Below are 25,421 nucleotides of genomic sequence, written 5' to 3'. Positions count from 1 at the left end.
GTCGGGTCGTATGCTGGGGAGGCGGATCCGCGCCTGAGGGCACCCCCGAGGATCCAGAGTCGATACAGAGCTCGCACCGTCGAGCGCGGAGGACAGTCACTGACCATGGGAAAACTCCTGACCATCCACGGCGGCAAGCCGCTGCAGGGACGAGTCCACGTCCGTGGCGCCAAGAACCTGGTGCCCAAGGCCATGGTCGCCGCCCTGCTCGGCGACCGTCCCTCGGTCCTGCGCAACGTCCCTGAGATCAAGGATGTCGACGTGGTCACCAGCCTGCTGCAGCTGCACGGCGTCAAGGTGACCAAAGACGAGGACACCGGGGACCTGACCCTGGACCCCGCGGACACCAAGTCGGCCGGCTCCACGGAGATCGACGCTCACGCCGGAGACTCCAGGATCCCGATCCTGTTCTGCGGTCCGTTGATGCACTCCATCGGCGAGGCCTTCATCCCGGATCTGGGCGGCTGCAAGATTGGCGATCGACCGATCGACTATCACCTGACCGTGCTCAGGCACTTCGGGGCGGTCGTGGAGAAGCGCCCGGGCGGCATCCACATCTCCGCTCCCAAGGGTCTGCACGGTGCCAAGCTCGAGCTGCCCTATCCCTCCGTGGGAGCCACCGAGCAGGTCCTGTTGACCGCCGTGCGCGCAGAGGGCATCACCGAGCTGCAGGGCGCCGCCGTGGAGCCGGAGATCCATGATCTGATCGCCGTGCTCCAGAAGATGGGTGCGATCATCACGGTCCAGACCGATCGGACCATTCGGATCGAAGGCGTCAAGACCTTGTCCGGGTACAACCATCGGGCGATCCCGGACCGCAATGAATCAGCATCCTGGGCGTCGGCTGCCCTGGTGACCAAGGGCGACATCTATGTCGAGGGAGCCATGCAGCGCGACCTCACGGCCTTCCTGAACACCTACCGCAAGATCGGCGGAGAGTTCGAGGTCGATGATGAAGGCATCCGCTTCTGGCACGGTGGTGGAACGTTGCGCCCCCTCGTGCTGGAGACGGACGTGCACCCTGGGTTCATGACTGACTGGCAGCAGCCGCTGGTTGTGGCGCTGACCCAGGCCGAAGGCGTCTCGATCGTCCACGAGACCGTGTACGAGAACCGGTTCGGCTTCACCGACGCCCTGGTGCGGATGGGCGCCTCCATCCAGCTGCACCGCGAATGCCTCGGCTCGGTGCCGTGCCGGTTCGGCCAGCGCAACTTCCTGCACTCAGCGGTCATCTCCGGACCAGCCATCCTGCAGGGTGCCCAGATCGACGTCCCCGACCTGCGAGGCGGCTTCTCCCACCTGATCGCCGCACTGGCCGCCGAAGGCACCTCGACGGTGACCGGCATCGAGATCATCAACCGCGGATACGAGAAGTTCATGGACAAGCTGACCGGCCTCGGCGCTGACATCGAACTCTCCGAGACCGCGCGGTAGTCCCGGTGAAGGCTCCCCTCTCCCTGCGGGTGGGATTCCTGGCTGCGGCCAGTGTGGTCCGTCCCGCCATGAATCTGCTCACGTCCAAGGACTGGTCCGGTCTGGAGCACATCCCGGACACCGGGTTCATCCTGGTGGCCAACCACATCTCCGAGCTGGACCCGCTGGCACTGGCCCACATGGTCTACAACCAGGGGCACCTGCCCCACGTGCTGGCCAAGGCCGAGCTGTTCCGGATCCCGGTGGTGGGGAAGATGCTCCACGGCATGCACCACATCCCGGTGGAGCGAACCCGTGGCGGGGGCGCCTCGCTGGAGGCGGCAGAGCGGGTCCTGGCCGAGGGCGGAGCGATCCTGATCTATCCCGAGGGGACCATCACCCACGATCCTCAGCTGTGGCCGATGAAGGCGAAGACCGGTGCGGCTCGCCTGGCCCTGAAGACCGGGGCGCCGGTGATCCCGGTCGGCCAGTGGGGCATCCAGGAGATGTTCCCCCGCCATGGCCGCTACCCCCGGGTCTGGCCCCGGAAGAACGCGCGCATCAAGGTCGGCCCACCGGTCCAGCTGAACGACCTGAGGACCGTGCCGCACACCCGATCCGTGCTGAAGGAGGCCACCGAACGAATCATGACGGCCATCACCACCCAGGTGGAGGACCTGAGGGGCGAGACCATGCAGGTGGGACGCTTCGACCCCCGTACCGGGACGCGGAACGGAGACTCTGCGTGACCCAGTCCGCCCAGGAGCCCGCGTTCAGGCTGCCGGACGACACCACCGCACTGAAGGTGGCGGTGCTGGGCGCCGGCAGCTGGGGGACCACCTTCGCCAAGGTGCTCGCCGACAGCGCCCGTCACCGGGGCGACGACGGCACCCAGATCACCTTGTGGGCGCGCCGTGAGGCGGTGGCACAGGAGATCACCCAGGAGCATCGCAACAGCCAGTATCTGCCGGAGATCGAGCTGCCCTCACTGCTCACCGCCACCTCGGACCTGAATGAAGCCGTTCGCGATGCGCATGTGGTGGTCGTGGCTGTCCCGGCCCAGCAGGTGCGGGCCACCCTGCTGGAGGTCAAAGACGCCCTGGACCCGGCCGTCGTCGTGGTGTCCCTGGTCAAGGGACTCGAGCGGGGGACGGATGCCCGGATGAGCGAGCTGTGCGCCGAGGTGCTGGAGCTGCCGCCGGAGCGGTTCGCCGTGGTCTCCGGTCCCAACCTGGCTCTGGAGATCGCTCGTGAGGAGCCCACCGCCACGGTGATCGCCTCCGCCCATGAGCCCACCGCCGCCCTGCTCGTCTCCCGGACCTCGGCGCCATACTTCCGTCCCTACACCAACACGGACGTGCCGGGGGCGGAGATCGGCGGGATCGTCAAGAACGTGATCGCGCTGGCCGTGGGGATCTGTGACGGACAGGGGCTGGGGGACAACTCCAAGGCCTCGGTCATCACCCGGGGGCTGACCGAGACCACGCGGCTGGCCGCACGGCTGGGGGCCAATGCCGAGACGCTCTCCGGCCTGGCCGGATTGGGCGACCTGGTGGCGACCTGCGCCTCCCCGCTCTCCCGCAACCGCAGCGCCGGGCGTCTGCTGGGCCAGGGACTGACCACCGCCGAGGTCTCCGAGCAGATGAGCCAGACCGCAGAGGGCATCAAGTCGGTCTCCGCCGTGGTCGACCTGGCCCGGCGGGTCGGTGTGGAGATGCCCATCAGCGAGGCCGTGAACGCCGTGGTCAACGGGCAGCTGGATGTACGATCGATCGCCGGACTGCTGTTGGCACGAGATCTGAAACCGGAAGGACCCCAGTGAGCCAGAACCCCGCCGAGACCGACAGACCCATCGGCGCGGACCGCGCGGCAACGCCCCCTGCTCATCGAGGGTCAGGCACAGACGGCCGGCTGCGCGTCATGGTCCTGTTCGGGGGACGCTCCAGCGAGCACCCCGTCAGCTGCGTGACCGCGGCAGGCGTGCTGCGCGCCCTGGACCCACAGATGTACGAGGTGGTCCCGGTCGGCATCACCTCCACCGGACAGTGGGCCGCCGTGCAGTCAGATCCGGATCTCTGGTCCCTGAGGGGGACCGAGCTGCCCCGCGTGCCCGAACCGGAGATCCCGCTGGTGCTCTCCAGCACGCCACACGGCCATGAGCTGCTGCCGGCACGCACCTGCGCGACGTCCGGACCAGTGGGACAGCAGGAGACGGACCCGATCCCCGGTGTCGGCGGCGTGGACGTGGTCTTCCCTGTCCTGCACGGGCCCTACGGTGAGGACGGGACCCTGCAGGGCCTGCTCGAGATGGCCGGGATCCCCTATGTGGGCCCCGGAGTGCTCGCCTCGGCTGTGGGCATGGACAAGCACTTCATGAAGGTCGCCTTCCAGGCCGCCGGGCTCACCGTGGGACCCTGGGAGACGATCACCGACCGGCAGTGGCTCACCGATCCACAGGCCGCCCTGGACCGGGCCGCCCGGCTGGAGTTCCCGGTGTTCGTCAAACCAGCGCGTGCCGGCTCATCGATCGGCATCACCCGCGTCACCGAGCCGGCCGGTCTGCGGGCGGCCGTGGAGGAGGCCCGACGCTACGATCCCAAGGTCGTGGTGGAGGCCGGGATCGTGGGCCGAGAGATCGAATGCGCCGTCCTGGACGGACACGGCACCCAGATGCCCCGAGCCTCTCTGCCCGGTGAGATCGTGGTCCATGATGGCGCCGACCACCATGACTTCTACGACTTCGCCGCCAAGTACCAGGACAGCAGCGCGGCTGATCTCTCCTGCCCCGCCGAGCTTCCCGAGCAGGCCATCCAGACCGTGCGAGAGCTGGCCGTGGTGGCCTTCGACGCTGTGGAAGCCGAGGGCCTCTCCCGGGTGGACTTCTTCTACACGCCCGACGGTGAATTCATCATCAACGAGATCAACACCATGCCCGGTTTCACTCCGATCAGCATGTACCCGGCCATGTGGGAGCGCAGCGGCCTGCCCTACGCAGAACTGCTGGACGAGCTGATCGACCTCGCGCTGGAGCGTGGCACCGGCCTGCGCTGAGCAGCCCAATGGGCGAGTCAGTCGCCCTCGTCCTGGCGCCCCGCGTCAGGTGCCCCTGCACTGGGCAGGGGAGGAGCCGTCGTCGGGCCCGTGGAGGTGCAGGCACCGCTGGCAGGGATCCGTCCCACCGCGGAGGCCAGGTCCACCATCACCGAGCTGGAGGCGGCGCGCGTGTCATCGAACACGACCTCGACAGCAGGGGAGCGGCCGTAGGTGGTCAGTGTCCAATGCGTCTGATCGTCCCGGGTCACCCAGTCGATCCCGTTGGCCGTGACACAGTGCTCCGTGGTGGGGCCGGGAGTGGGGACACCGCACCGCAGCACCACGGCTGAGGGGGCACCCCAGACGGCCGTGGCCTGGCTGTCCGTCTCGCGACGATCGAACCCGGCCACCTGGTCCGGCAACGAGACCATCGCCTCGGCGCACACCGGGTCCGTGGCCCCGGGCGCCGCTTCCACGTCCGCCACGGGAGCGCCGCAGGCAGCCAGGGCCAGTCCGACCGGGGAGAGAACCAGTCCTGCCGCCAACAGGCGGGCGCGGACAGGCAGGGGGTGCAGAGTGGGGGACATGGCATCCAGGGTACGTGCTGCCGCAGGGCGCTGGCGCGGTACCGTACCATGAGACGAGCCGAACTCGTATGGTCTGCGGTTCCGGCGTCACAGTCCGCTCCGCGCATGCACGGCCCCTCGCCGCCGTCCTGCCAGGTGCGAGCGGAGACGACCCCACCCTGGAGGAACTGGTGCCCGCAACCACGCCACATGAGGGTTCGGAGGGCGTTCGGCGCCCCCAGCGCGGCCGCAGAGCCGGCCGGTGGATCCTGGGCGTCCTGCTCGTCCTGGTGCTGGGCGCAGGCACGGTGGCCGTGGTCTATCTGTCCGGATTGGCCTCGACCTTCGACGACTCCACGGAGAAGTTCGAGACGGCGTTCCCTGCGGAAGACCAGCGACCGACCAAGGCTCCGACCCAGGAGGGTCAGCACGAGCCGCTGAACATCCTGCTCCTGGGCTCGGACTCCGGAGGCGGTTCCGGCGAGCGGGAGGACCTGCCCGACGTCCCCCAGGCCGGACGCTCCGACACCATGATGTGGGTCCACATCCCCGGCGATCGGGAAGACATCTTCGTGATGTCGGTGATGCGTGACCTCTGGGTGGAGATCCCCGGTGAAGGGGAGCACAAGCTCAACGCCGCCTACTCCTTCGGCGGGGTCCCCAAGGCCGTCCAGACGCTGGAGAGCATGTTCGGCACCCGGATCGACCATGTGGCCGCGGTGGACCTGGAGGGATTCCGAGGGATCGTGGACTCCCTGGGCGGCGTCACCATCGACAACCCGCGGGCCTTCAGCTCCGGCAACGGCGGCAAGGACTTCGCCGCCGGACCACAGACCATGGACGGTGACACGGCCCTGGCCTTCGTGCGTGAGCGGTACGCGTTCGCCGACGGAGACTACAGTCGCGTGCGCAACCAGCAGCTGTTCCTGCGGGCCGTGATCTCCGAGGTGCTCAACACCCGCACATTGACCAACCCCGGTCTCATCTCCGATATGGTGGAGACGATGTCGCCCTACCTCACGGTGGACGACACCTTGGACTCCGGAGAACTCGTGGAGATCGGCCGGACGCTCACCGGCATCCGCCGTGACGACGTGCAGATGTTCACTGTCCCCACGAAGGGGATCGGGCGAGCAGGAAGCCAGTCCGTGGTGTGGCCGGACTGGGATGGCATCCAGGAGATCGGTGCCGCCCTGCAGGACGACGATCTGGCACGGATCCAGCCTGCATCCTGACGCTGGGACGTCCGTGACCATGCACTGAGGGCCGCTGGCCTTGACACTATCGAAAGAGAATCCACGGTGGACCTGAAAGACTATCTGCGCATCCTTCGGGAGAACTGGCTGCCGATCCTGCTGATCACCCTGCTCGGCCTGGGAGTGGCCGCCGGGGCCACCGCCTTGACCAAGCCGAAGTACACCGCCACCACTCAGGTCTTCGTGGCCGTGGGCGGCGGGGACAGCGCCACCGAGATCCTTCAGGGCTCCAGCTTCTCAGAGAAGCGGGTCACCTCCTACGTTTCGCTGGCCACCAGCCCCCGCGTGCTCCAGCCGGTGATCGAGGAGCTCGACCTGGACACCACCCCCAGGAATCTGGCCGAGACCGTCACCGCCAACGCACCGTTGCAGACCGTGCTGATCAATCTCTCGGCCACCCACACCGATCCTGAGACCGCCGCGCAGATCGCGGACGCCACGGCGGCCTCGCTGATCAGGACCGTCGGAGAGGTGGAGACTCCGGGCGACGAACGCGAGCCGCTCGTGGACCTGTCGATCGTGGATCCTGCCGGGGTGCCGACCTCGCCCTCCAGCCCCCGCACCCTGCTGAACCTGGCCCTCGGGCTCGTGGTCGGTGCCGCGCTGGGCGTCGCCTACGCCCTGCTCAAGACCATCCTGGACACCCGTATCCGCCGCCGAGAGGACATCGAGCGGATCACCGACGCGCCGGTGCTGGGGGTGGTGGCCGAAGACAAGTCAGCCGAGGACGAACCGCTGTTGACGGTGGATGACTCCACCTGGGGCCACCGGGCCGAGAGCTACCGCCAGCTGCGCACCCACCTGAAGTTCACCAATGTGGACGGTGGCACTCAGACCGTGGTGGTGACCTCGTCCGTGCCGGGCGAGGGCAAGACCACGACGGCGACCAATCTCGCCGTCATGCTCGCCGAGTCCGGAACCCGCGTGCTGCTGGTCGATGCCGACCTGCGCCGTCCGCGCGTGGCCAAGACCCTGGGAGTCGAGGGCGCCGTCGGGCTCTCCACCATCCTCTCCGGTCAGATCGACGTGGAGGACGCCGTCCAGGTGTGGGGAGACTCGGCCGAGCTGGACGTGATCACCGCCGGAGAGGTCCCGCCGAACCCGTCCGAGCTGCTGGGCGCCGAGGCCATGGGGCGCTTCCTGGACTGGGCCCGCGAGAACTACGACATCGTCCTGCTCGATGCGCCGCCGCTGCAGCCGGTGACCGACCCCACCGTGCTGGCCGCCCAATGCTCCGGGGTCATCCTGGTGTGCCGTGTGGACGGATACAACCATCGTGATCAGCTGCGGGGCGCCCTGGAGAACCTGGAGGCGACCGGATCGCGGCTGCTCGGGCTGGTGCTGGCCCGTGTCCCGATCAAGCGCAGCGGCTACCAGTACTACGACTACCAGCCTGATGCTGCCGAGCCGACGGCATCGCACCGCTCCGGCGGTTCCCGGAAGCGGGCGCGGCAGAGGAGCGGCGCGTCCGTCACGGGCATGCGCTTCCGGTGAGGGGGCACCGATGATGGCAGCCACCGCGTCAGCGGCGCGTCGACGAGCGGACAGCGTCAGGTCCTGGCTTGCGCTGGCCGAGACCACGCTGGGCAACGCCTCGGACCGGCTCAATGCGATCAACATCTTCCCCGTGGCCGACGGCGACACCGGGACGAACATGTACCAGACGGTGCGTGCCGCCCGTCTGGCCGTGGACGAGGGCGGCTCGCTCACCGGCGACGAACAGGACCTCGGCGAGGTCCTGGCGCTGGCCGGCCGCGCCGCCCTGGACCAGGCTCGGGGCAACTCGGGGACCCTGTTGGCGGTCATGCTCACGGCCATGTCCGGTTCGCTGTCCGGACTGGACCGACTCACCGCCCCCGCCCTGGCCGTGGCGCTGGAGCGCGCCCGCACGGCGGCATGGGCCGCGCTCTCGGACCCGCAGGAGGGGACGATGCTCACCGTGCTCGCCTCCGCGGCGTCCACGGCGGCTGATCACCTGGCCGGCCTGCAGGGGCTCAGCGCAGCCGAGCGCGACGGGCGCAGGGTGCTGGCGGAGGCGCTGGACGCTGTGGTGGCGGCGGCCTGGACTGCGGTCGAGCACACGGAGGAACAGTTGGCCCCGCTGACCGAGGCCAGGGTGGTCGACTCCGGAGGCATGGGCCTGCTGCTGGTGCTGGATGCCCTGCGAGCCTCGGTGCTGGACACCGCGCTGGATCCCGACCTGGTGGATGGTCTCCACGGATTCGGACCCGAGTCGCCGCACATCCACGAAGTGATCGACCCGGTCGCTGGGTATGAGCTGATGTGCAGCATCCGGCTTGATCCGCTGACCGCGGCCACGCTGCGCTTCGGTCTGAACGAGGTGGGCGACTCGGTGATCATGAGTCCCCTGCACACCGATCCGGGCCCGGACGGTGCGGTCACGTGGCGGCTGCATGCCCACGTGACCGATGCCGACGAGGCGCTGTCGATGCTGCGCTCCGCCGGATCGCCGACCAACCTGGTCCTGGAGCCGCTGGCCGGCTCGGATGAGGCCTCCTGCATGTCGGACGGCCGCGGTCAGGACGGGCCAGCCGGGTGAGTGATCGGACCGTTCCCCGTGGGCCCGCGTCCACTGAGCCGCTGGACCAGCCCTTGGTCCGTCTGCTGGGGGACCGCACCGCCCAGCGGCTGGAGCGCGAGTTCGGCATGTCCACGGTGCGAGACCTGCTCGAGCACTTCCCTCGGCGCTGGATCGAGCGTGGCGAGCTGACTCCCATCGCCGCCCTGCCGGTGGGGGAGCAGGTGACCGTGGTGGCCCGAGTCATCTCGGTGAGTCGACGCCAGATGCGCAGCCGACGCGGATTCCTGGTGGACGTCACGGTGACCGATGACCACCCGGGCCGACCGGTGAGCTTGGCGATGGCGTTCTTCAACAGCCACGACGCCCTGCGTCGGCTGTCCGCCGGGACCCGGGCCATGTTCCATGGCAAGACCGCGATGTATCGAGGGCAGCTGACCCTGAACAACCCGGACTTCACCGTGCTGGACGAGGACTCGGCGCCGTCCACCCAAGACCTGGGGCCGGTGCCGGTCTACCCGGCGACGGGCAAGGTTCCCAGCTGGGTGGTGCGCAGCAGCGTGGAGACCGCGCTGGGCGCCGTGAACTGGTCGGCGATCACTGATCCGGTTCCCCCTGAGCTGTTGGCCGAGGCGGCCCCGGACGGCGGGGAGCCGCTGCCTCCGCTGTCCGAAGCCTATCGGCAGGTGCACCGGCCGTCCTCCATCGGCCAGGCCCGCCGCGCGCTGCAGCGGTTCGCCGTGCAGGAGGCGCTGATCCTGCAGGCCTCGCTCGGACTGCGGCGTGCCGCGAGTGCGGACGCGACCTCGCGGCCGTGGCCTGATCGGCCCGACGGACTGCGCCAGGCCCTGGACGATCGACTGCCCTTCGACCTCACTCCTGGCCAGCGTCGAGCGGGCGAGCGGATCGCTGCCGACCTGTCAGCCGGGCATCCCATGAGCCGTCTCCTGCAGGGCGAGGTCGGATCCGGCAAGACCCTGGTCGCCCTGCGTGCCATGCTGCAGGTGGTCGACGGTGGTGGACAGGCGGCCCTGGTGGCGCCCACCGAGGTCCTGGCCCAGCAGCATCATCGCTCCCTGCTCCAGGCCCTGGGGCCGCTGGCCGAGGGCGGGACGCTGTCTGCACCGGACGGACCGTCCACCACGGTGGTGCTGCTGACCGGGTCCATGTCAACGGCCCAGCGCCGCACGGCTCTGCTCGCGATCGCCTCGGGACAGGCCGGGATCGTGGTGGGCACCCATGCGCTGTTCGCCGACCACGTCCAGTTCGCTGAGCTGGGACTGGCTGTGGTGGATGAACAGCACCGCTTCGGTGTGGACCAGCGGGAGGCACTGCGGCAGGCCAATCCGGGGATCCATCTGCTCGTGATGAGCGCCACCCCGATTCCACGGTCCGTGGCCATGACGGTCTTCGGCGATCTGGACCTCACGGTCCTGGAGGGGCTGCCGTCCGGGCGGCAGCCGGTCGCCACCCATGTGGCCCGGATGTCGCACGGTCCTCGGGTCATCGCCCGGGTCTGGGAGGTCATCGCCGAGCAGGTGGCGGCCGGCCATCAGGCCTTCGTGGTCTGCCCCAAGATCGACCCCACCGACACCCTTGAGGATCACGCCGAGCCATCCGCCCCTGCTGACCCAGAGCTCTCCGGTGATGGCGGGGGACTGGAGGACCGTCGTCATGATGCCTCCGTGGAGGACATGGTGCCTCGGCTGCAGGGCCTGCCTGTCCTGCAGGGGGTGAGCGTGGCGGGTCTGCACGGCAGGATGTCGCCCGCCGACCAGGATGAGGTGATGGGCGGCTTCGTGCGGGGAGACCTGGACGTCCTCGTGGCCACCACGGTCGTGGAGGTGGGCGTGGATGTCCCCAACGCCACGGTGATGGCGGTGCTGGATGCCGATGCGTTCGGCCTGTCCACCCTCCACCAGCTGCGGGGACGTGTCGGTCGGGGTGGGGCCGCATCGGTGTGCCTGCTGGCCACGCGCCGTCCGGACGGTCATCCGGCACTGGAGCGTCTGGAGGTCCTGGCCGGCACCCAGGACGGACTGGAGATCGCTCGCGCGGACCTGCACCAGCGTGGTGAGGGCGACATCACCGGTGCCGCACAACACGGAGGCAGCCGACTGAAGGTGATCTCCGTGCTGCGGCATGCGGCGGTGATCGAGCTGTGCGCGGACTGGGTCGCCGTCCGACTCGAGCAGGACGGGGGGCTGGACGGGCACACAGCACTGCTCACCGCAGTGCGCCGCTGGGAGCAGGGGCACGCCGAGGCGGCAGACTATCTGGAGCGAGGCTGAGTGGAAGGGCGGTCACAGTGAGCAGGATCATCGCCGGACGAGCGGGGGGCCTCCCGCTCCGGTCGGTGCCGGGCACCGGCACGCGCCCGACGACGGACCGCACCAAGGAGGCGATGTTCTCCTGGCTCTCCTCCCGCGGCTGGCTGGACGGGACCGCCGTGGCCGATCTCTACGCAGGCTCAGGGTCCCTCGGCCTGGAGGCGTGGAGCCGTGGGGCCGCCTCGGTGCTGTTCGTGGAGAAGGATCGACGTGCAGCGTCGGTGTGCTCTGCCAACGTCCGGGCGGTGGCACAGGCACTGCGCTCCCCGGTCCCGCAGGTGATCGTCCGCCCGGTGGACGCCGTGCTGGACCAGCTCATCGCGGCCGGGCACCCCGCCGAGGCCGCCACCGGGCCTGCCGGTCCCTGGGATCTGATCCTGGCCGACCCTCCGTACCCGGTCGAGGGGGAGGAGCTGCATGCCACCCTGGAGCGGGTCGTCCGGGCGCTGGTCACGGACGGGCTGCTGGTGCTGGAGCGCTCGGCCCGCTCGGCGGAACCGTCCTGGCCAGCCGGTCTGGAGCCGGTGGAACAGCGCACCTACGGAGAGACCTCGGTCTTCTACTGTCAGCGGGTGGGCTGAGCGAAGGCCCCGTCCTGTGCCAGGTCTGCGGCCGCTCCGAGCCGGCGGACCGCCTCCTGCAGCACCTCCGGTCGTTTGCAGAAGGCCAGCCGCACCCAGCTGTGGAGCGGCCCCGGCTGATCCGGTCGGCACAGCGAACTGACGGGGATCCCGGTGACGCCTGCCTGCACGGTCAGCTCTCGGACGGCATGGGCTGCATCCTGGACTCCCCACGGCGCCAGGTCCACCACGGTGAAGTACCCGGCGGCGGGCACCACGGGGTCCAGACCGGCCTGGCGCAGCCCGTCCACCAGCAGGTCGCGGGTGCTGCGGAATCGGTCACGCTGGTCCGCCAGGAATCCCCGGTCATTCAGGAGTGCCTCGGCCACGGCCTCCTGATACGCGGGACCGGAGGAGTAGGTCAGGAACTGCTTGACGGCGCGCACCGCTGACACCAGTTCAGCGGGGCCGGTCAGCCAGCCGACCTTCCAGCCGGTCAGGGACAGGCTCTTGCCGGCGGAGGAGACCGTGATCGTCCGCTCCCAGGCTCCGGGGGTGCTGGCCACGGCGTGGTGCTCGCCGTCGTACACCAGGTGCTCATAGACCTCATCGCTGAGCACCAGCAGGTCGTGCCGGGAGCAGACCTGGATCAGCTGGTCCAGCACACCGCGGGCCAGCACAGCACCCGTGGGATTGTGCGGGGTGTTGAGCACCACCATCCGGGTCCGCTCGGTGACCACCGACTCCAGGGCGAGCGGATCGGGCTGGAAGTCCGGCGCGCTCAGGGGAACCGTGACCTGCACGGCGCCCGCCAGTGCGATCATCGCCGCATAGGAGTCGTAGAACGGCTCGAAGACGACCACCTCGTCGCCCGGCGAGACCAGGGCGAGCAGTGCTGCGGCGATCCCCTCCGTGGCCCCGGTGGTGATCAGGATCTCGCGGTCCGGATCCAGCTGCAGGCCGCGGTGCCGTTCCACGTGATGCCCGACGGCGGCCCTCAGGCTGGGCAGTCCGGTCCCGGGGGCGTATTGGTTCAGAGAGGCGGCGCCGGAGGTCGGTTCGGTCAGCATCGCCTGGGCGGCGATCTGCCGGATCCAGGCCGGGCCGTCGTGGTCGGGGAAGCCTTGACCCAGGTTGACCGCATCGTGCTCGCGGGCCCAGCCGGTCATCGTCTCGAACACCGTCGGCGTGGGTGCCGTTCCGCGCAGCAGACCGGTGGCTCGGGAGGCGCGCCGCCACGGCCCCTCCGGCGGGTGGGCGAGGGGCACCGACTCCGGAGATGACGTTCGAGGATGCTCCTGTGCGTCTGCCATGCGGTCCATAGTATGTTCGAGACATGCGCCGCGCCGTCTGCCCTGGATCCTTCGACCCGCTGCACCACGGTCATGTGGAGATCATCGCCCGTGCCACCAGTCTCTTCGACGAGGTGATCGTGGCCGTCTCGACCAACTACAACAAGACCCACCGCTTCGACGTGGACGAGCGCATCGCCATGATCCAGGAGACCGTCTCGTCCCTGCAGGGCATCAGCGTGGTGGCCATGGGGGAGGGCCTGTTGGCGGAGTTCTGCCGGAAGGTCGGTGCGAACTCTGTGGTCAAGGGGCTGCGCAATTCCACGGACCTGAACTATGAGATGCCCATGGCGACCATGAACCGACACCTCACGGGCGTGGAGACGGTCTTCCTGCCTGCAGACGGCAGGTATGCGCACCTGTCGTCGTCGCTGATCAAGGAGATCAGCCAGCTCGGAGGAGACATCTCCGAGTTCGTGCCGCGTGCCGTCATGCGCCGCTTCAGCGAGCAGTGACCAGTTGACCCAGCCTCCGTCCCCATCCGCTCGCCAGACAGGAACAGCCATGGACCAGATTCGACGCCCTCGCGCCCGCAAGGCGGTCATCCCGGCCGCCGGCCTGGGGACCCGGTTCCTTCCCGCCACCAAGGCCATGCCCAAGGAGATGCTGCCGGTCGTGGACAAGCCGGCGATCCAGTACGTCGTGGCGGAGGCGGCGGCGGCCGGTCTCGATGACCTGTTGATGGTCACGGGGCGGTCCAAGCGTGCCCTGGAGGACCACTTCGACCGGGTCCCGGCGCTGGAGCGGACCTTGGAGCTCAAGGGCGATTTCGACCGGCTCTCGCTGATCCAGGAGGCGACCAACCTCGGCGACATCCACTATGTGCGCCAGGGTGACGCCCGGGGCCTGGGCCACGCCGTGCTGTGTGCCCGCAACCACGTCGGCCACGATCCGTTCGCCGTGCTGCTCGGAGACGACCTGATCGATGAACAGGACCACCTGCTGACCCGCATGCTGGACGTGCAGCAGCAGTACGGGGGGTCGGTGGTCGCGCTGATGGAGGTCCCGGAGGAGAACATCTCGGCCTACGGCGTGGCCGAGGTGAGGCCCGTGCAGGGTGCTGACGATGACCTGGTGAAGGTCCATGGACTGGTGGAGAAGCCGGCGGCGGGGGAGGCTCCGTCGAATCTGGCGATCATCGGGCGGTACGTCCTGGATCCTGCGGTCTTCGACGTCCTGGAGCGCACCGAGCCTGGCCGCGGCAATGAAATTCAGCTCACCGACGCACTTCAGGTGCTCGCCGAGGGGACAGGCGAAGGCTTCGGCGTCCACGCCGTGGTCTTCCATGGACGTCGGTATGACACCGGTGACAAGCTGAGCTACCTCAAGGCCGTCATCACCCTGGCCGCAGCCCGTGATGACCTGGGTCCGGACCTGCGCGCCTGGATCAAGGAGTTCGCCGCGCAGCTCTGAGACGCAGCCCACGCCGGGGCCACGGTCGACGCGCCGAGCGTCAGCCGTGTGGCGGCCTCGACGCTGAACGCGTACACTGGACAGTCGGTCCTGGGGTGCACCCTGCCCGGAACGCCTTGGGGTGTTCCGGAGAAGGACCACCGCCCACACTGTCGGTCTGGAAAGGAGACGCTGGTGTCTGCATCGTCGTCAGTCCGCTCCGAGAGTCCGTGGGTCGTGGCCGTCCAGGACCTGATGCGCAGCACGGGGTCCATGCGGACCCTCGAGGATACGTGGCCGGCTCCGGAGGAGCTGTCCATTCCCCTGCTGGGCATCCCCGCAGGATCACCCGTGGACGTCGAGCTCAGGCTCGAATCCGTCCACGAGGGGATCCTGGCCACCGGCACCGCCGACGCGGAGCTGGTGGGGGAGTGCAGCCGGTGCCTGGACCCCATCCGGGACGGGATCACCGTGGACCTGCAGGAGCTGTTCATCACCGCCTCCGACGGAGACGGTGACGAAGAGCGTCTGGTGGTCCACGACACCGTGGACCTGGAGCCGGTGCTGCGCGATGCCGTGGTCACCGCCCTGCCGTTCCAGCCGGTGTGCCGTCCGGACTGCAAGGGCCTGTGCCCGGACTGCGGCATCCGCCTGGAGGATGCGCCCCCCGGACACGTGCACGACCAGGTGGACCCCCGGTGGGCCGCGCTCAGCGCACTGTCCACCATGGCGTCGTCGGAGCACTCCGACCATGCCGACCAGACCACATCCGACGAGACAGAGAAGAGATAGCCGTGGCAGTTCCGAAGCGGAAGATGTCCCGTTCCAACACCCGTGCCCGCCGTTCTCAGTGGAAGGCCACCGCGCCGACCCTGGTGAAGTCGGTGGAGAACGGTCGAGTCACCTACCGCCTGCCGCATCAGGCACAGGTGGTCACCGACTCGGCCGGCACCGCGCTGTTCCTGGAATACAAGGGCCGCAAGGTCGCCGACGCCTGAGGTGCCCATGGCACCGCGTCGAGCATCCCACGGGGCGTCGGCAGCTCGCCGGCACCCGTCAACTGAAGAGCTCTCTCAGCGTCTCGGGGTCGTCATCGACCCCGGGACGCTGGAGCTTGCCCTGACCCATCGGTCCTTCGCCTACGAGAACGGTGGACTGCCGACCAACGAGCGCCTGGAGTTCCTGGGTGACTCTGTGCTCGGTTTCGTGGTCACCGATCACCTGTATCGGGTCTTCGGCGAGCAGCCCGAGGGGGAGCTGGCCAAGATGCGCGCCGCCCTGGTCTCCACCCGGGCACTGGCCGTGGTCGCACGGCAGGTCCAGGTCGGCGACCACATTCGTCTGGGCGAGGGCGAGATCAGGACAGCCGGACGGAACAAGGACTCGATCCTGGCCGACACCATGGAGGCCCTGATCGGCGCGACCTTCCTGGACCATGGGCTGGATGAGGCCCGCGCACTGGTCCACCGCCTGGTGATCCCCCTGCTGGACGATGAGACCGCCATGGGGGCCGGGACGGACTGGAAGACCCATATCCAGGAGGCCGTGGCCGCTGGGGATCTGGGCAACATCGAGTACCGCATGGACTCGATCGGCCCGGATCATGACAAGACCTTCACCGCCACCCTGGTGGTCGGCGGGGTCTCCTATGCCTCGGGCACCGGGCCGTCGAAGAAGGAGGCCGAACGGCGCGCTGCGGCGGCATCCTGGGAGGATGTGCGCGCGGCGGCCGATGCCTGAGCTCCCCGAGGTCGAGGTCGTCCGTCGTGGACTTCGGCAGTGGGTCCCCGGAGCCCGGATCGACTCCCTCGAGGTGGTGGATCAGCGGTCTGTGCGCCGTCAGATCGGTGGAGTCCAGTCCTTCACGGCGGGGCTGATCGGCAGGGTCCTGCAGGAGCCATGCCGACGAGGCAAGTACCTGTGGATCCCGCTGCCGGCCGACGGAGTCTCCGGCCACCGCCCGCCGACGGACCGCCCTGAGCATGCGCTGGTGGTCCATCTGGGCATGAGCGGACAGCTGCTCGTGGACACAACGGGCACGCCCGATCAGCGGCACCTGCGGGTGCGACTCCAGCTGAGCGGCCCCGAGGTGTCCGACGCCGCTGCGCCGCACGGTGAGGAACGAACCGAGACGGAACTGAGGTTCGTGGACCAGCGCCTGTTCGGCGGCCTCTACCTGGACCGACTGGTCCCCGCTGGCGATGTCGCTGGGCAGAGCATCCCTTCGAGCGTCGCCCACATCGCGCGAGACCCCCTGGACGAGCACTTCAGCATGTCCACTCTGCATGATCGCCTGCGGAGACGTCGGACCGGACTGAAGCGGGCGCTGCTGGACCAGTCTCTGGTGTCCGGCATCGGCAACATCTACGCCGATGAGGCCCTGTGGCGCGCACGTCTGCACTATGCCCGGCCGACGGAGACCATCAACCGCACGGAGTCCTCACGTCTGCTGGCCGCCGTCCAAGAGGTGATGAAGCAGGCCCTGGCGGAGGGGGGAACCAGTTTCGACTCCCTGTACGTCAACGTCAACGGCGCCTCCGGATACTTCGACAGATCGCTGCAGGTCTATGGCCGAGCCGGAAAGCTGTGCTCACGGTGCGCCGGTGCTGGTCGTGAGACGCTGATCAGACGAGAGAAGTTCATGAACCGCTCCTCGGCCTTCTGCCCCGTCTGCCAGCCGGTTCCGCGCCGAGCTCGACGATGATCCCGCGCTACCATGGGACAGATCCGAATCCGTCGATGGGAACCACTGTGTCGTCTGACTCGCAGCACTTCTCGCCGCGACGCGCCGCTCGCCACCGCGCCAAGCGGCACACCTGGCGCAATGCCTTCCTGCTGGTCGGCGGCCTGCTGGCGGTTCTGATCATCTGTGTGCTCGTCTATGTCGGGTTCATCGGGGCGGCCTTCAACGATCGCCGTCAGACCGTCGATGCCGGGATCACCGCGGGGGACGACGGCGTCCTGAACGTCCTGCTGCTCGGGTCGGACTCCCGTGGCGAAGGGCGCAACACCGCTGACGTCAAGGGCGAGGACGGTGCGCGCTCGGACACCATGATGCTCGTGCACGTGCCGAAGGACCGGAAGAACGTCTATGTGATGTCGATCGTGCGCGATCTCTGGGTGGAGATCCCCGGTCATGGCGAGCGCAAGGTGAACGGCGCTCTCGGTCTGGGCGGCTACCCGCTGGTCATCAGGACCGTCGAAGACCTCGTGGGGGTCGAGATCGACCACCTGGGCGTCATCGACTTCGAGGGGTTCAACGGCCTGACCGAGGCCCTGGGCGGCGTCGAGCTGTGCAATCCTCATGCCTTCTCCTCCGGCGTCATCAACCCCTCGTTCTTCCCGCAGGGTGACATCCTGCTCAACGGGACCGATGCCCTGCGCTACGTGCGCGAACGTAAGGCCTTCTTGGACGGGGACTTCGAGCGCGTCCAGAACCAGCAGCGCTTCGTCAATGCGGTGGCCGGTCGCATCCTGACCGTGGAGACGCTGGCCAACCCCCAGCGCATCATGGACGTGGTCAACGGCTTCACCCCGTTCATCACCGTGGATGAGCGCCTGGATGCGGCCACCCTCGCCGGCTACGCGTGGTCCATGCGGGAGATCAGGCCCTCGGCCATCGAGATGTTCACCATTCCCCACGGTCCGCCGGCCACCACCTCCGGCGGGGCCTCCATCGTCGAGCAGGACCCGGAGGGCCTGGCCCGGCTCCAGCGCGCTCTGCGGGATGACTCGGTGGATGAGTTCCTCCAGGGAGAGCAGGGCGGCGGCTCGGCTGAGGAGACCTCCGAGCCAGGCCAGCCCGACGGCGGCACCTCCCGTCCCAGCCCCACCGTCACCTCGTCCGGTGGTGGGCAGGGTGACGAGAATGCCGCAGGCGGCTCCGGAGAGGCCGGCGCAAGTGCCTCCGCAGAGCCCACTGAGTCCGCCGTGGCGACACCGCAGGCCACGCGGACGCCGGCTGCTGTGTGCGCAGGGGGCTGACCCGTGCGCCTGATGCTGATCACCCATTCCTACCTGCCGGAACGGACGCCGCCTCAGCGCCGGTGGACGGCGTTCATCCGGTCCTTCCGCGAGGCCGGCTGGGACGTGGACGTCGTGGCGCCTCCGGCCGACCACCACGCCGCTGATGCCCCGTCACCGCAGCGGCTGGGGGAGACGGAGACCGGCCCCTGGGGGGAGCGCATCCATCGCACCTGGTCCGCCAGTGCCTTTCCTGCCACCCGCATCGGACGGTTCGCCGGCCATATCGTCAATGCCCTCGGGGCACTGCCGGTGGGCCTGGCGGTGGACCGGCCGGACGTCGTCGTGACCACCGTGCCGGCCCTGCCCAATGCCGCGGCCGGGTGGATCCTCTCCGGCGCGCGTCGGGCCCCGCTGATCGTGGAGATGCGGGATGCCTGGCCTGACCTCGCCCGGGAGGCCGGAGTGCGGGCCGGGGTCCTCAGCCGGGCCATGGAGTCGGTGGTCACCGGCGCCCAGCGGGCGGCCCAGACCGTGGTGACGGTGACCGAGGGATTCGCCGATCGGCTGGTCAGCCGGGGGATCGGCCCTGTGGTGACCGTGGGGAACGGCGCGGAGCTGACCGCGGTCCACCCGCTGCCGCCGCGACAGCGTGCCGCCGGCGAGCTGCACGTGCTCTACTTGGGCAACCACGGTGAGAGCCAGGGGCTGGAGACCGTGATCCATGCGGCAGCGTCCGTGGTCGGGGAGGGGATCCAGGTGCGCATGGTCGGCTCTGGAACCCAGCGGCCCCGGCTCGTCGAGCTCAACCGCGCACTGGGATCACCGGTGGAGATGCTCGATCCGGTGGTGGCCGAGCAGGTGCAGGAGCACTATGACTGGGCGGACACCTGTGTCGTGGCGCTGCGACCGGACTGGGAGAGCTTCCACCGGACCATCCCGTCCAAGACCTTCGAGATCCTGGCGGTCGGGCGGCACATCACCGGCGTCGTCGTGGGGGAAGCCGCCGAACTGCTGCGCCGGTCCGGGGCCGCTGACATCGCTCCGGCTGACCCGGAGCAGCTCGCGCAGCTCTGGAGACGGCTGGCTGCGGACCCGGAGTCCACCGACACCGGCGGACGAGGAAGGACCTGGGCAGTGCAGAACGCAGACCTCTCGGCCCTGGGAGACCGATTCGTGGAGATCGCCGAGACCGTGGTCGCCGAGCATCGGCCGATCGCGGCGGCCTCTGCGCAGAAGTCCCTGCCCCGCCAGTGGGCGGCGAATCTGGCGTTGACGGCCACCACCGTCGCGGAGCACCTGAGCGACGATCCGGCGCTTCTGGCACTGCAGGTCTCCCGTCGGCTGCCGGCCGCGGTGCGCGGACCTCTGGCCCAGTTCATGGCACGTCTCGACGGGGGAGCCCTGCAGATCCCCGGGGCCATCGGGCTGGCCGCGGCGGGTCGTGACGAAGAGCTCACGGCGCGGGCGGAGGGGGCTGCTCAGCGAGGTGAGGCGGATCGGCGCCTGGTCCACTACGCCGATGTCCTGACCAGCGTCGGGGACGTGGAGACGGCGGCACGACTGCTGGATCAGGTCGACGCGCGGACCGCTGGACGTGCGGCAGCCCTGGCACGCCTGGACTGGCACGCCGGACGGATGCACGAGGCCGTCGACCGCCTGTCCGGCGCGGGCAGAGAGGGGCGCCAGCGGGACAGGCTGGGCTCGGAGCTGGCGACCTTCACGGGCTACCGTCCCCGGCTGGCGGCCATGGAGGGGTACAGTCCGCGGCCCCGTGCCGCGCTCCACGTGCTCAACAACTCCCTTCCGCACACCGGATCCGGGTATGCCCAGCGCACGCATGCCATCCTCACGGCACTGCGGGACGCCGGCTGGGACGTCGCTGCGGTCACCCGCCTGGGGTGGCCGGTCCAGACCGGAACCCTGTGGGCGGCACCCGTGGACACCGTGGACGGCATCGAGTATCACCGACTCCTGCCTCCTCGACTCGCGGCCGGACACGACGCGCGCCTGCAGCAGCAGGCCGAGCTGCTCCTGGAGCTGGTCCGCGACGTGCGCCCTGCGGTGCTGCACACCACCACGCACTTCACCAACGCGCTGATCGTGCAGGCGGTGGCCGAGGCCGTGGGCATCCCCTGGGTGTATGAGGTCCGAGGACAGCTGGCCGACACCTGGGCCTCGACTCGCGGCCCGGATGCCCTCGAGTCCGATCGCTACCTGCTGTTCACCGAGCGCGAGGCGGAGGCGGCGCGGTCGGCCGATGCCGTGGTCACCCTGGGGCGATCCATGCAGGAGAACCTGATCCGCCAGGGGGTCGATCCGCAGGACATCGTGCTGTGCCCCAACGCTGTGGGCGGTGTGTTCCTGGAGGAGCCGACCTCCCGCGAGGAGGCGCGGCGCCGTCTCGGTCTGGACCCCGAGCTGAGCTATGTGGGAACGGTGAGCTCCATCGTCCCCTACGAGGGCTTGGACACCCTGGTGCGGGCAGTGGCCCAGCTGGCTCCCGGCCGGCCAGACCTGCGCCTGCTCCTGGTGGGCGACGGCACGGCCCTGCCCGGGCTGATCGACCTCGCCGAGCGCCTGGGGATCAGGGATCGGCTGATCGCACCGGGACGGGTCGACCGAGGTCTCTCTCCGGACTACCACCGCTCCATGGACGTCTTCGTCGTGCCGCGGCGGAACTCCGATGTCACGCGGTCGGTCACGCCGCTCAAGCCGGTGGAGGCCTCAGCGTCTGCGCGCCCGGTCATCGCCTCGGACCTGCCGGCTCTGGCCGAGCTGGTCCAGGACGGGGTGACAGGCCTGTTGGTGCCGCCTGAGGATCCCGGTCGGCTGGCCACGGCCCTGGGCGAGCTGCTGGACGACCCGGATCGCGCTCGCAGCATGGGAGAGGCCGGTCGCCGGTGGGCTGTGACGGAGCGCACGTGGGCCGCCAATGCCACGCGGTATCACGAGCTCTATCTCAGTCTGGTGCCTGTCGAACCAGGGGCTGGAAGGGCCTGATGCATATAATCGCACTGGACCTCGTCCCCCTGGCTGCTCGTGTGATCGCGTCTCATGGGGGACTGGCATGGTGCGGACCGGCATTCCCGGCTCCCTGACTTCGAACGAAGGATTCTCTGCATGAAGGACATCTCCAGTGTTGCTGTGATCGGTCTGGGCTATATCGGTCTGCCCACGGCTGCGATCCTCGCCGAGAATGGCACGCGTGTGTTCGGTGTGGATGTGAATCAGACGACCGTGGATGCGGTCAATGCCGGTCAGGTTCCGTTCGTGGAGCCGGATCTGGGTGAGTTCGTGGAGCGGGCGGTGGCCAAGGGTCTGCTCTCGGCGTCCACGGACACGCCGGCTGCTGATGCCTACATCGTGGCGGTGCCCACCCCGTTCACGGCGGACATGTCTGCTGATCTGTCCTATATCGAGGCTGCTGGTCGGGCGTTGGCCCCGCAGCTGGTCGGTGGTGAGCTGATCATCCTGGAGTCCACCTCCCCTCCCGGTGCCACGGAGCGGTTGGCTGAGGTGGTGTACCAGGAGCGTGCGGATCTGGCCCAGGAGCAGTCCTTGGACTTCGCGCACTGCCCGGAGCGGGTGCTGCCGGGCAAGGTGATGACTGAGCTGGTGACCAATGACCGGATCGTGGGCGGGACCACTCCGCAGGCCGCGCAGCGGGCCAAGGAGCTCTACGAGCGGTTCTGCAAGGCCGAGATCCTGCTGACCGATACCCGCACGGCGGAGATGGCCAAGCTGGTGGAGAACTCCTTCCGGGATGTGAACATCGCCTTCGCCAATGAGCTCTCGATGATCAGCCATGAGCTGGGGATCGATGTGTGGGAGCTGATCGAGCTGGCCAACCATCATCCGCGGGTGAACATCCTGCAGCCCGGCCCCGGTGTGGGTGGGCACTGCATCGCGGTGGATCCCTGGTTCATCGTCGATGCTGCCCCGAGCACCTCGCGGCTGATCCGTTCGGCCCGGGAGATCAATGACTCCAAGCCGGACTGGGTGATCCGTCAGGTCAAGGCGGAGGCCTTCGATGTGCAGAACGAGAAGGGCTCTGCCCCGGTGATCGCGGCCCTGGGGTTGGCGTTCAAGCCGAACATCGATGACCTGCGTGAGTCCCCGGCCTTGGGGATCACCGCCCAGCTGTCCGAGCAGTTCCCCCAGAGCCAGATCCTGGCCGTGGAACCGCATGTGGAGGCACTGCCAGCGGCCCTGACCGGCCGGGAGAACCTGAGCCTGGTCAGCGCCGAGCAGGCCCTGGAACAGGCCGACATCATCGTGCTGCTCGTGGACCACGATGCCTTCGCCCCGTTGAAGGACCAGGCCACCGGACTGCGCGTGATCGACACCCGCGGCCAATGGCGCTGAGGGGCAGCGGAATGCGCCTGCTGGTGACGGGAGGCGCCGGGTACATCGGCGCCCACTTCGTTGCGGCTGCCCTGGATGCGGGGATCTCGGACATCGTGGTGGTGGACGACCTTTCGACCGGGCTGCGTCGTCGTGTTCCGGATGAGGTCAAGTTTCATCAGCTGGACCTGGCCACGGACAGCGCCGTCCAGGACCTGGCCACGATCCTGGACGAGGATCGCATCGACGCTGTGGTGCACTTCGCGGCGAAGAAGGCCGTCGGTGAGTCCGTGGATCAGCCTGAGCTGTACTTCAGGTCCAATGTCGGGGCGACGATCAATGTGCTCTCCGCCATGCGTTCGTCCGGTGTCTCAGCCCTGATCTTCTCCTCGTCGGCTGCGGTGTACGGCGAGCCGTCCACTGCCGTGGTCTACGAGGACACCCCCTGCCTGCCCATCAACCCCTACGGGCAGTCCAAGCGCATCAGTGAGCTGGCCCTGGCCAACGCCGTCACAGCATGGGGATTGAAAGCTGTCTCCCTGCGGTACTTCAACGTCGCCGGGGCCCGTGACTCACAGTTGGCGGACACCACCACCACCAACCTGATGCCGGCGGTGCGAGAGGTCATCACCCGGGGAACACGCCTTGCCGTGTTTGGAGACGACTATCCGACTCCAGACGGGACCTGCGTGCGTGACTACGTCCATGTCCTGGACCTGGTCGACGCTCATCTGACGGCCCTCGAGCGTATCGGGCGGGATGCAGACCCAGGACTGCACACCTACAACGTGGGCACGGGCCAGGGCAGCAGCGTCCTGGAGATCGTGCACGAGTTCCGTCAGCAGCCCGGTGTGCAGCTCGACTATGACCTGCGTGACCGGCGTGCCGGCGATCCGGCGTCTCTGACCGCCAACGTGGACCGGATCCGCGACGAGCTGGGGTGGACTGCCCAGTACGGCCGGGACAGCATCGTCGCCTCCGTCGTCGAACACCCCCCTGCGACCGATCAGGCTGACGGCTGACCATGGCCACCTACGACTATCTCTATCGCGCTCCGCTCATGGTCTCGATGCGACGGGCGCGAACGCGATTTTTGCGTGATCAGGAGATATTCTGCGACGGACGCTACCGGCCTCTTGAAGGTGACATGGTCTGGCGTCACCGGCGGACACGGAGCCTGGCCCGCCATCTCCATGCCTGGACGTTCTACTACCATCTTCGCCCGTTCGGGGAGGAACACGACCGGCAAATCCTCGACCTGCTCATCCGTATCTTGAGGGAGTGGCGCGCTGTGGTCGGCCTGCCCCCCACCCGCATTCCGATGTCGTACCACGACGAGACGACAGCACAACGGACCATCGCGCTGACCTGCCTGATCAAGGACTACGCGGAGCTTCTCACTTCAGCACAACGCGATACCGTGCTCGAGATCATCCGCGAAGGCGCCGCCCTGCTGGTCAGCGAAGAGTTCCACAGCTCGGGAACGAACCATGGCATGTACCAGGATCTGGCACTGTTGGCGGCCGCACCGTTCCTCGAGGACGGGGAACGGACCGCAGAGCTGGCTCACTCTCGCTTGACGGACTACTTCGAGACGTCCTTTACCGGTGATGGAATCCACCGCGAACAATCCCCCGAGTATCACTGCTTGGTCACGTCACATATCAGGCGCTACGTCCAGGCGATCGCAGACGAACGGCCCGAGACCGCCACCAGACTGCGTCGGCTGCTGGAGTCTGCTGAGCCCTACGCACTTCTCAGCATCTCACCCTTGGGAGCCTTCGCGCCGGTCAGTGACGTCACCAGCACACCAGTCCTGGCGACCGGATATGCGCGATCCTTCAGTTCCGAGGAGTATCGTTTCGCCGTGACCCAAGGATCCCAGGGGAACCCTCCGAGTCTCCATCAGCTGATCGCCGAAGACACCGGAGTGGCCGTCTATCGTGCCGATTGGCGGGATCCAGATTCGCTCTACCTCTATTTCAGCGCCGCCTACAACGCCGACTACCACAAGCACTCCGACGACCTCAGCCTGTATCTGGTACATCGCGGGCTCGAGCTGATCAGGGAAGCCGGACCAAACGGATATCAGATGGAGGATCCGTACACCGTCTACGCGTTCTCCAGCTTCGCGCACAACACGCTGATCGTGGACGGCGCAGGACTGCCGCGCATCGAGCCTGACGCTCAGCACAAGGTCGGGTTAGTCAGTGTTCCCACGCGCTCTGGCACCCCATTCGCAGTCCGGGGCCGCCAGAGTCGATTCACAGGGGTGGAACACCACCGGCAGGTGAGTGTGCACCAGCCCAAACGCCAGGGCTCTCAGTCCGTGAGGATCGAGGACACCATCACGGCCGAACAGCTGCACGACTACGATCTACTCTGGCATTTCGGGCCCGAGGTGGTCGCGGAGCTGGACGGAACCACTGTCCGGATCGCCGATCGCCACGGCTCGGCAGTCGCGACCATGAGGTTCACCTCACAGACCCAGCTCACTCTGTCGATGGTCCGGGGCCAGACCGAACCACAGATCCAGGGATGGTACTTCCCTCAGATGGGCCGTCCGATGCCGGCACAGACCGTCATCGTGTCGCTCTCTGCTTCTGATGCCATCGTGCACACCGACATTGACCTCCGCTAACACGTGACTCAACGCACCAAGGACCCTGA

General features: G+C 68.4%; 22 protein-coding genes. 20 read left to right on the top strand and 2 right to left on the bottom strand.

The window, feature by feature from the left end:
* Positions 1 to 105: 105 nt before the first annotated feature.
* From murA to BM355_RS03265, 4 genes are all read left to right on the top strand, one after another.
* Positions 106 to 1,434 (top strand): UDP-N-acetylglucosamine 1-carboxyvinyltransferase, encoded by a 1,329-nt coding sequence (gene murA / locus BM355_RS03280; RefSeq protein WP_091694488.1) that lies wholly within the window; start codon positions 106 to 108, stop codon positions 1,432 to 1,434.
* Positions 1,435 to 1,439: 5 nt separating this feature from the next.
* Positions 1,440 to 2,162, top strand: a complete 723-nt coding sequence (locus tag BM355_RS03275; RefSeq protein WP_245760571.1) for a lysophospholipid acyltransferase family protein — start codon at positions 1,440 to 1,442, stop codon at positions 2,160 to 2,162.
* Positions 2,159 to 3,235: an NAD(P)H-dependent glycerol-3-phosphate dehydrogenase gene (locus BM355_RS03270; RefSeq protein ID WP_245760570.1), complete on the top strand. Its 1,077-nt coding sequence runs from the start codon at positions 2,159 to 2,161 to the stop codon at positions 3,233 to 3,235. Before BM355_RS03275 ends, BM355_RS03270 begins: the two co-directional genes overlap by 4 nt.
* Positions 3,236 to 3,333: 98 nt before the next feature.
* Positions 3,334 to 4,464 (top strand): D-alanine--D-alanine ligase family protein, encoded by a 1,131-nt coding sequence (locus tag BM355_RS03265; RefSeq protein ID WP_091694485.1) that lies wholly within the window; start codon positions 3,334 to 3,336, stop codon positions 4,462 to 4,464.
* 17 nt (positions 4,465 to 4,481) lie between these two features.
* Here BM355_RS03265 and BM355_RS03260 read toward each other — a convergent pair whose 3' ends face one another.
* Complete coding sequence (locus tag BM355_RS03260; protein WP_177227811.1) at positions 4,482 to 5,033, bottom strand: DUF3515 family protein; 552 nt, start codon at positions 5,031 to 5,033, stop codon at positions 4,482 to 4,484.
* A 170-nt stretch (positions 5,034 to 5,203) separates the two neighbouring features.
* Here BM355_RS03260 and BM355_RS03255 point away from each other — a divergent pair, with 170 nt between their 5' ends.
* The 5 genes from BM355_RS03255 (at position 5,204) to BM355_RS03235 (ending at position 11,718) form a co-directional block, all read left to right on the top strand.
* A complete protein-coding gene (locus BM355_RS03255) occupies positions 5,204 to 6,247 on the top strand; it encodes an LCP family protein (RefSeq protein WP_245760569.1) in 1,044 nt (347 codons plus the stop codon).
* 66 nt (positions 6,248 to 6,313) lie between these two features.
* Positions 6,314 to 7,762 carry a tyrosine-protein kinase domain-containing protein gene (locus BM355_RS03250; RefSeq protein WP_091694478.1) on the top strand — a complete coding sequence of 483 codons (1,449 nt, stop codon included), beginning with the start codon at positions 6,314 to 6,316 and terminating at the stop codon, positions 7,760 to 7,762.
* Positions 7,763 to 7,772: 10 nt separating this feature from the next.
* Positions 7,773 to 8,828: a DAK2 domain-containing protein gene (locus BM355_RS03245; RefSeq protein WP_245760568.1), complete on the top strand. Its 1,056-nt coding sequence runs from the start codon at positions 7,773 to 7,775 to the stop codon at positions 8,826 to 8,828.
* Positions 8,825 to 11,098 carry an ATP-dependent DNA helicase RecG gene (locus BM355_RS03240; RefSeq protein ID WP_245760567.1) on the top strand — a complete coding sequence of 758 codons (2,274 nt, stop codon included), beginning with the start codon at positions 8,825 to 8,827 and terminating at the stop codon, positions 11,096 to 11,098. The genes BM355_RS03245 and BM355_RS03240 overlap by 4 nt, the downstream gene beginning before the upstream one ends.
* A gap of 17 nt (positions 11,099 to 11,115) precedes the next feature.
* Positions 11,116 to 11,718, top strand: a complete 603-nt coding sequence (locus BM355_RS03235; RefSeq protein WP_091694475.1) for an RsmD family RNA methyltransferase — start codon at positions 11,116 to 11,118, stop codon at positions 11,716 to 11,718.
* Here BM355_RS03235 and BM355_RS03230 read toward each other — a convergent pair.
* Entirely contained in the window at positions 11,703 to 13,010 is a 1,308-nt protein-coding gene (locus BM355_RS03230) for an aminotransferase class I/II-fold pyridoxal phosphate-dependent enzyme (protein ID WP_177227810.1), read from the bottom strand. The two genes, BM355_RS03235 and BM355_RS03230, sit on opposite strands and share 16 nt — an antisense overlap.
* A gap of 23 nt (positions 13,011 to 13,033) precedes the next feature.
* On the opposite strand from BM355_RS03230, the gene coaD reads away from it, so the two are divergent.
* From coaD to BM355_RS03170, 11 genes are all read left to right on the top strand, one after another.
* The gene (gene coaD / locus BM355_RS03225; protein WP_091694465.1) at positions 13,034 to 13,504 is read left to right on the top strand and encodes a pantetheine-phosphate adenylyltransferase; all 471 of its coding nucleotides are present in this window, start codon (positions 13,034 to 13,036) and stop codon (positions 13,502 to 13,504) included.
* Positions 13,505 to 13,553: 49 nt separating this feature from the next.
* Complete coding sequence (gene galU / locus BM355_RS03220) at positions 13,554 to 14,462, top strand: UTP--glucose-1-phosphate uridylyltransferase GalU (protein ID WP_091694462.1); 909 nt, start codon at positions 13,554 to 13,556, stop codon at positions 14,460 to 14,462.
* Between the two features lie 252 nt (positions 14,463 to 14,714).
* Complete coding sequence (locus BM355_RS03215; RefSeq protein WP_091695298.1) at positions 14,715 to 15,233, top strand: YceD family protein; 519 nt, start codon at positions 14,715 to 14,717, stop codon at positions 15,231 to 15,233.
* Positions 15,234 to 15,235: 2 nt separating this feature from the next.
* Positions 15,236 to 15,439, top strand: a complete 204-nt coding sequence (gene rpmF / locus BM355_RS03210) for a 50S ribosomal protein L32 (protein WP_091694458.1) — start codon at positions 15,236 to 15,238, stop codon at positions 15,437 to 15,439.
* Between the two features lie 7 nt (positions 15,440 to 15,446).
* A complete protein-coding gene (gene rnc / locus BM355_RS03205; RefSeq protein ID WP_091695289.1) occupies positions 15,447 to 16,181 on the top strand; it encodes a ribonuclease III in 735 nt (244 codons plus the stop codon).
* Positions 16,174 to 17,145, top strand: a complete 972-nt coding sequence (gene mutM / locus BM355_RS03200; protein ID WP_091695293.1) for a bifunctional DNA-formamidopyrimidine glycosylase/DNA-(apurinic or apyrimidinic site) lyase — start codon at positions 16,174 to 16,176, stop codon at positions 17,143 to 17,145. Before rnc ends, mutM begins: the two co-directional genes overlap by 8 nt.
* Positions 17,146 to 17,180: 35 nt before the next feature.
* Positions 17,181 to 18,425 (top strand): LCP family protein, encoded by a 1,245-nt coding sequence (locus BM355_RS03195; RefSeq protein ID WP_177227809.1) that lies wholly within the window; start codon positions 17,181 to 17,183, stop codon positions 18,423 to 18,425.
* A gap of 12 nt (positions 18,426 to 18,437) precedes the next feature.
* Positions 18,438 to 21,407, top strand: coding sequence for a glycosyltransferase family 4 protein (locus BM355_RS14525; protein WP_245760566.1), 2,970 nt, complete (start codon positions 18,438 to 18,440; stop codon positions 21,405 to 21,407).
* A gap of 120 nt (positions 21,408 to 21,527) precedes the next feature.
* Positions 21,528 to 22,772 carry a UDP-N-acetyl-D-mannosamine dehydrogenase gene (gene wecC, locus BM355_RS03180; RefSeq protein WP_091694452.1) on the top strand — a complete coding sequence of 415 codons (1,245 nt, stop codon included), beginning with the start codon at positions 21,528 to 21,530 and terminating at the stop codon, positions 22,770 to 22,772.
* Between the two features lie 11 nt (positions 22,773 to 22,783).
* A complete protein-coding gene (gene galE, locus BM355_RS03175) occupies positions 22,784 to 23,773 on the top strand; it encodes a UDP-glucose 4-epimerase GalE (protein ID WP_091694448.1) in 990 nt (329 codons plus the stop codon).
* Positions 23,774 to 23,775: 2 nt separating this feature from the next.
* Positions 23,776 to 25,392, top strand: a complete 1,617-nt coding sequence (locus BM355_RS03170; protein ID WP_091694444.1) for a heparinase II/III domain-containing protein — start codon at positions 23,776 to 23,778, stop codon at positions 25,390 to 25,392.
* Positions 25,393 to 25,421 lie beyond the last annotated feature (29 nt).

Source organism: Micrococcus terreus, assembly GCF_900116905.1.
Taxonomy (GTDB): Bacteria; Actinomycetota; Actinomycetes; order Actinomycetales; family Micrococcaceae; genus Citricoccus; species Citricoccus terreus.
The sequence above is the reverse complement of the archived record's forward strand: the minus strand, read 5'-3'. Positions and strand labels throughout refer to the sequence as shown.

What these genes read in the sequence shown, in the direction of transcription:
- murA (WP_091694488.1), top strand. Translation starts at nt 106, where the DNA reads ATGGGAAAACTCCTGACCATCCACGGCGGCAAGCCGCTGCAGGGACGA.
- BM355_RS03265 (WP_091694485.1), top strand. Translation starts at nt 3,334, where the DNA reads ATGGTCCTGTTCGGGGGACGCTCCAGCGAGCACCCCGTCAGCTGCGTG.
- BM355_RS03260 (WP_177227811.1), bottom strand. Translation starts at nt 5,033, where the DNA reads ATGTCCCCCACTCTGCACCCCCTGCCTGTCCGCGCCCGCCTGTTGGCG.
- BM355_RS03245 (WP_245760568.1), top strand. Translation starts at nt 7,773, where the DNA reads ATGATGGCAGCCACCGCGTCAGCGGCGCGTCGACGAGCGGACAGCGTC.
- BM355_RS03230 (WP_177227810.1), bottom strand. Translation starts at nt 13,010, where the DNA reads ATGGCAGACGCACAGGAGCATCCTCGAACGTCATCTCCGGAGTCGGTG.
- coaD (WP_091694465.1), top strand. Translation starts at nt 13,034, where the DNA reads ATGCGCCGCGCCGTCTGCCCTGGATCCTTCGACCCGCTGCACCACGGT.
- galU (WP_091694462.1), top strand. Translation starts at nt 13,554, where the DNA reads ATGGACCAGATTCGACGCCCTCGCGCCCGCAAGGCGGTCATCCCGGCC.
- BM355_RS03215 (WP_091695298.1), top strand. Translation starts at nt 14,715, where the DNA reads ATGCGGACCCTCGAGGATACGTGGCCGGCTCCGGAGGAGCTGTCCATT.
- rnc (WP_091695289.1), top strand. Translation starts at nt 15,447, where the DNA reads ATGGCACCGCGTCGAGCATCCCACGGGGCGTCGGCAGCTCGCCGGCAC.
- mutM (WP_091695293.1), top strand. Translation starts at nt 16,174, where the DNA reads ATGCCTGAGCTCCCCGAGGTCGAGGTCGTCCGTCGTGGACTTCGGCAG.
- BM355_RS03195 (WP_177227809.1), top strand. Translation starts at nt 17,181, where the DNA reads ATGGGAACCACTGTGTCGTCTGACTCGCAGCACTTCTCGCCGCGACGC.
- BM355_RS14525 (WP_245760566.1), top strand. Translation starts at nt 18,438, where the DNA reads ATGCTGATCACCCATTCCTACCTGCCGGAACGGACGCCGCCTCAGCGC.
- wecC (WP_091694452.1), top strand. Translation starts at nt 21,528, where the DNA reads ATGAAGGACATCTCCAGTGTTGCTGTGATCGGTCTGGGCTATATCGGT.
- galE (WP_091694448.1), top strand. Translation starts at nt 22,784, where the DNA reads ATGCGCCTGCTGGTGACGGGAGGCGCCGGGTACATCGGCGCCCACTTC.
- BM355_RS03170 (WP_091694444.1), top strand. Translation starts at nt 23,776, where the DNA reads ATGGCCACCTACGACTATCTCTATCGCGCTCCGCTCATGGTCTCGATG.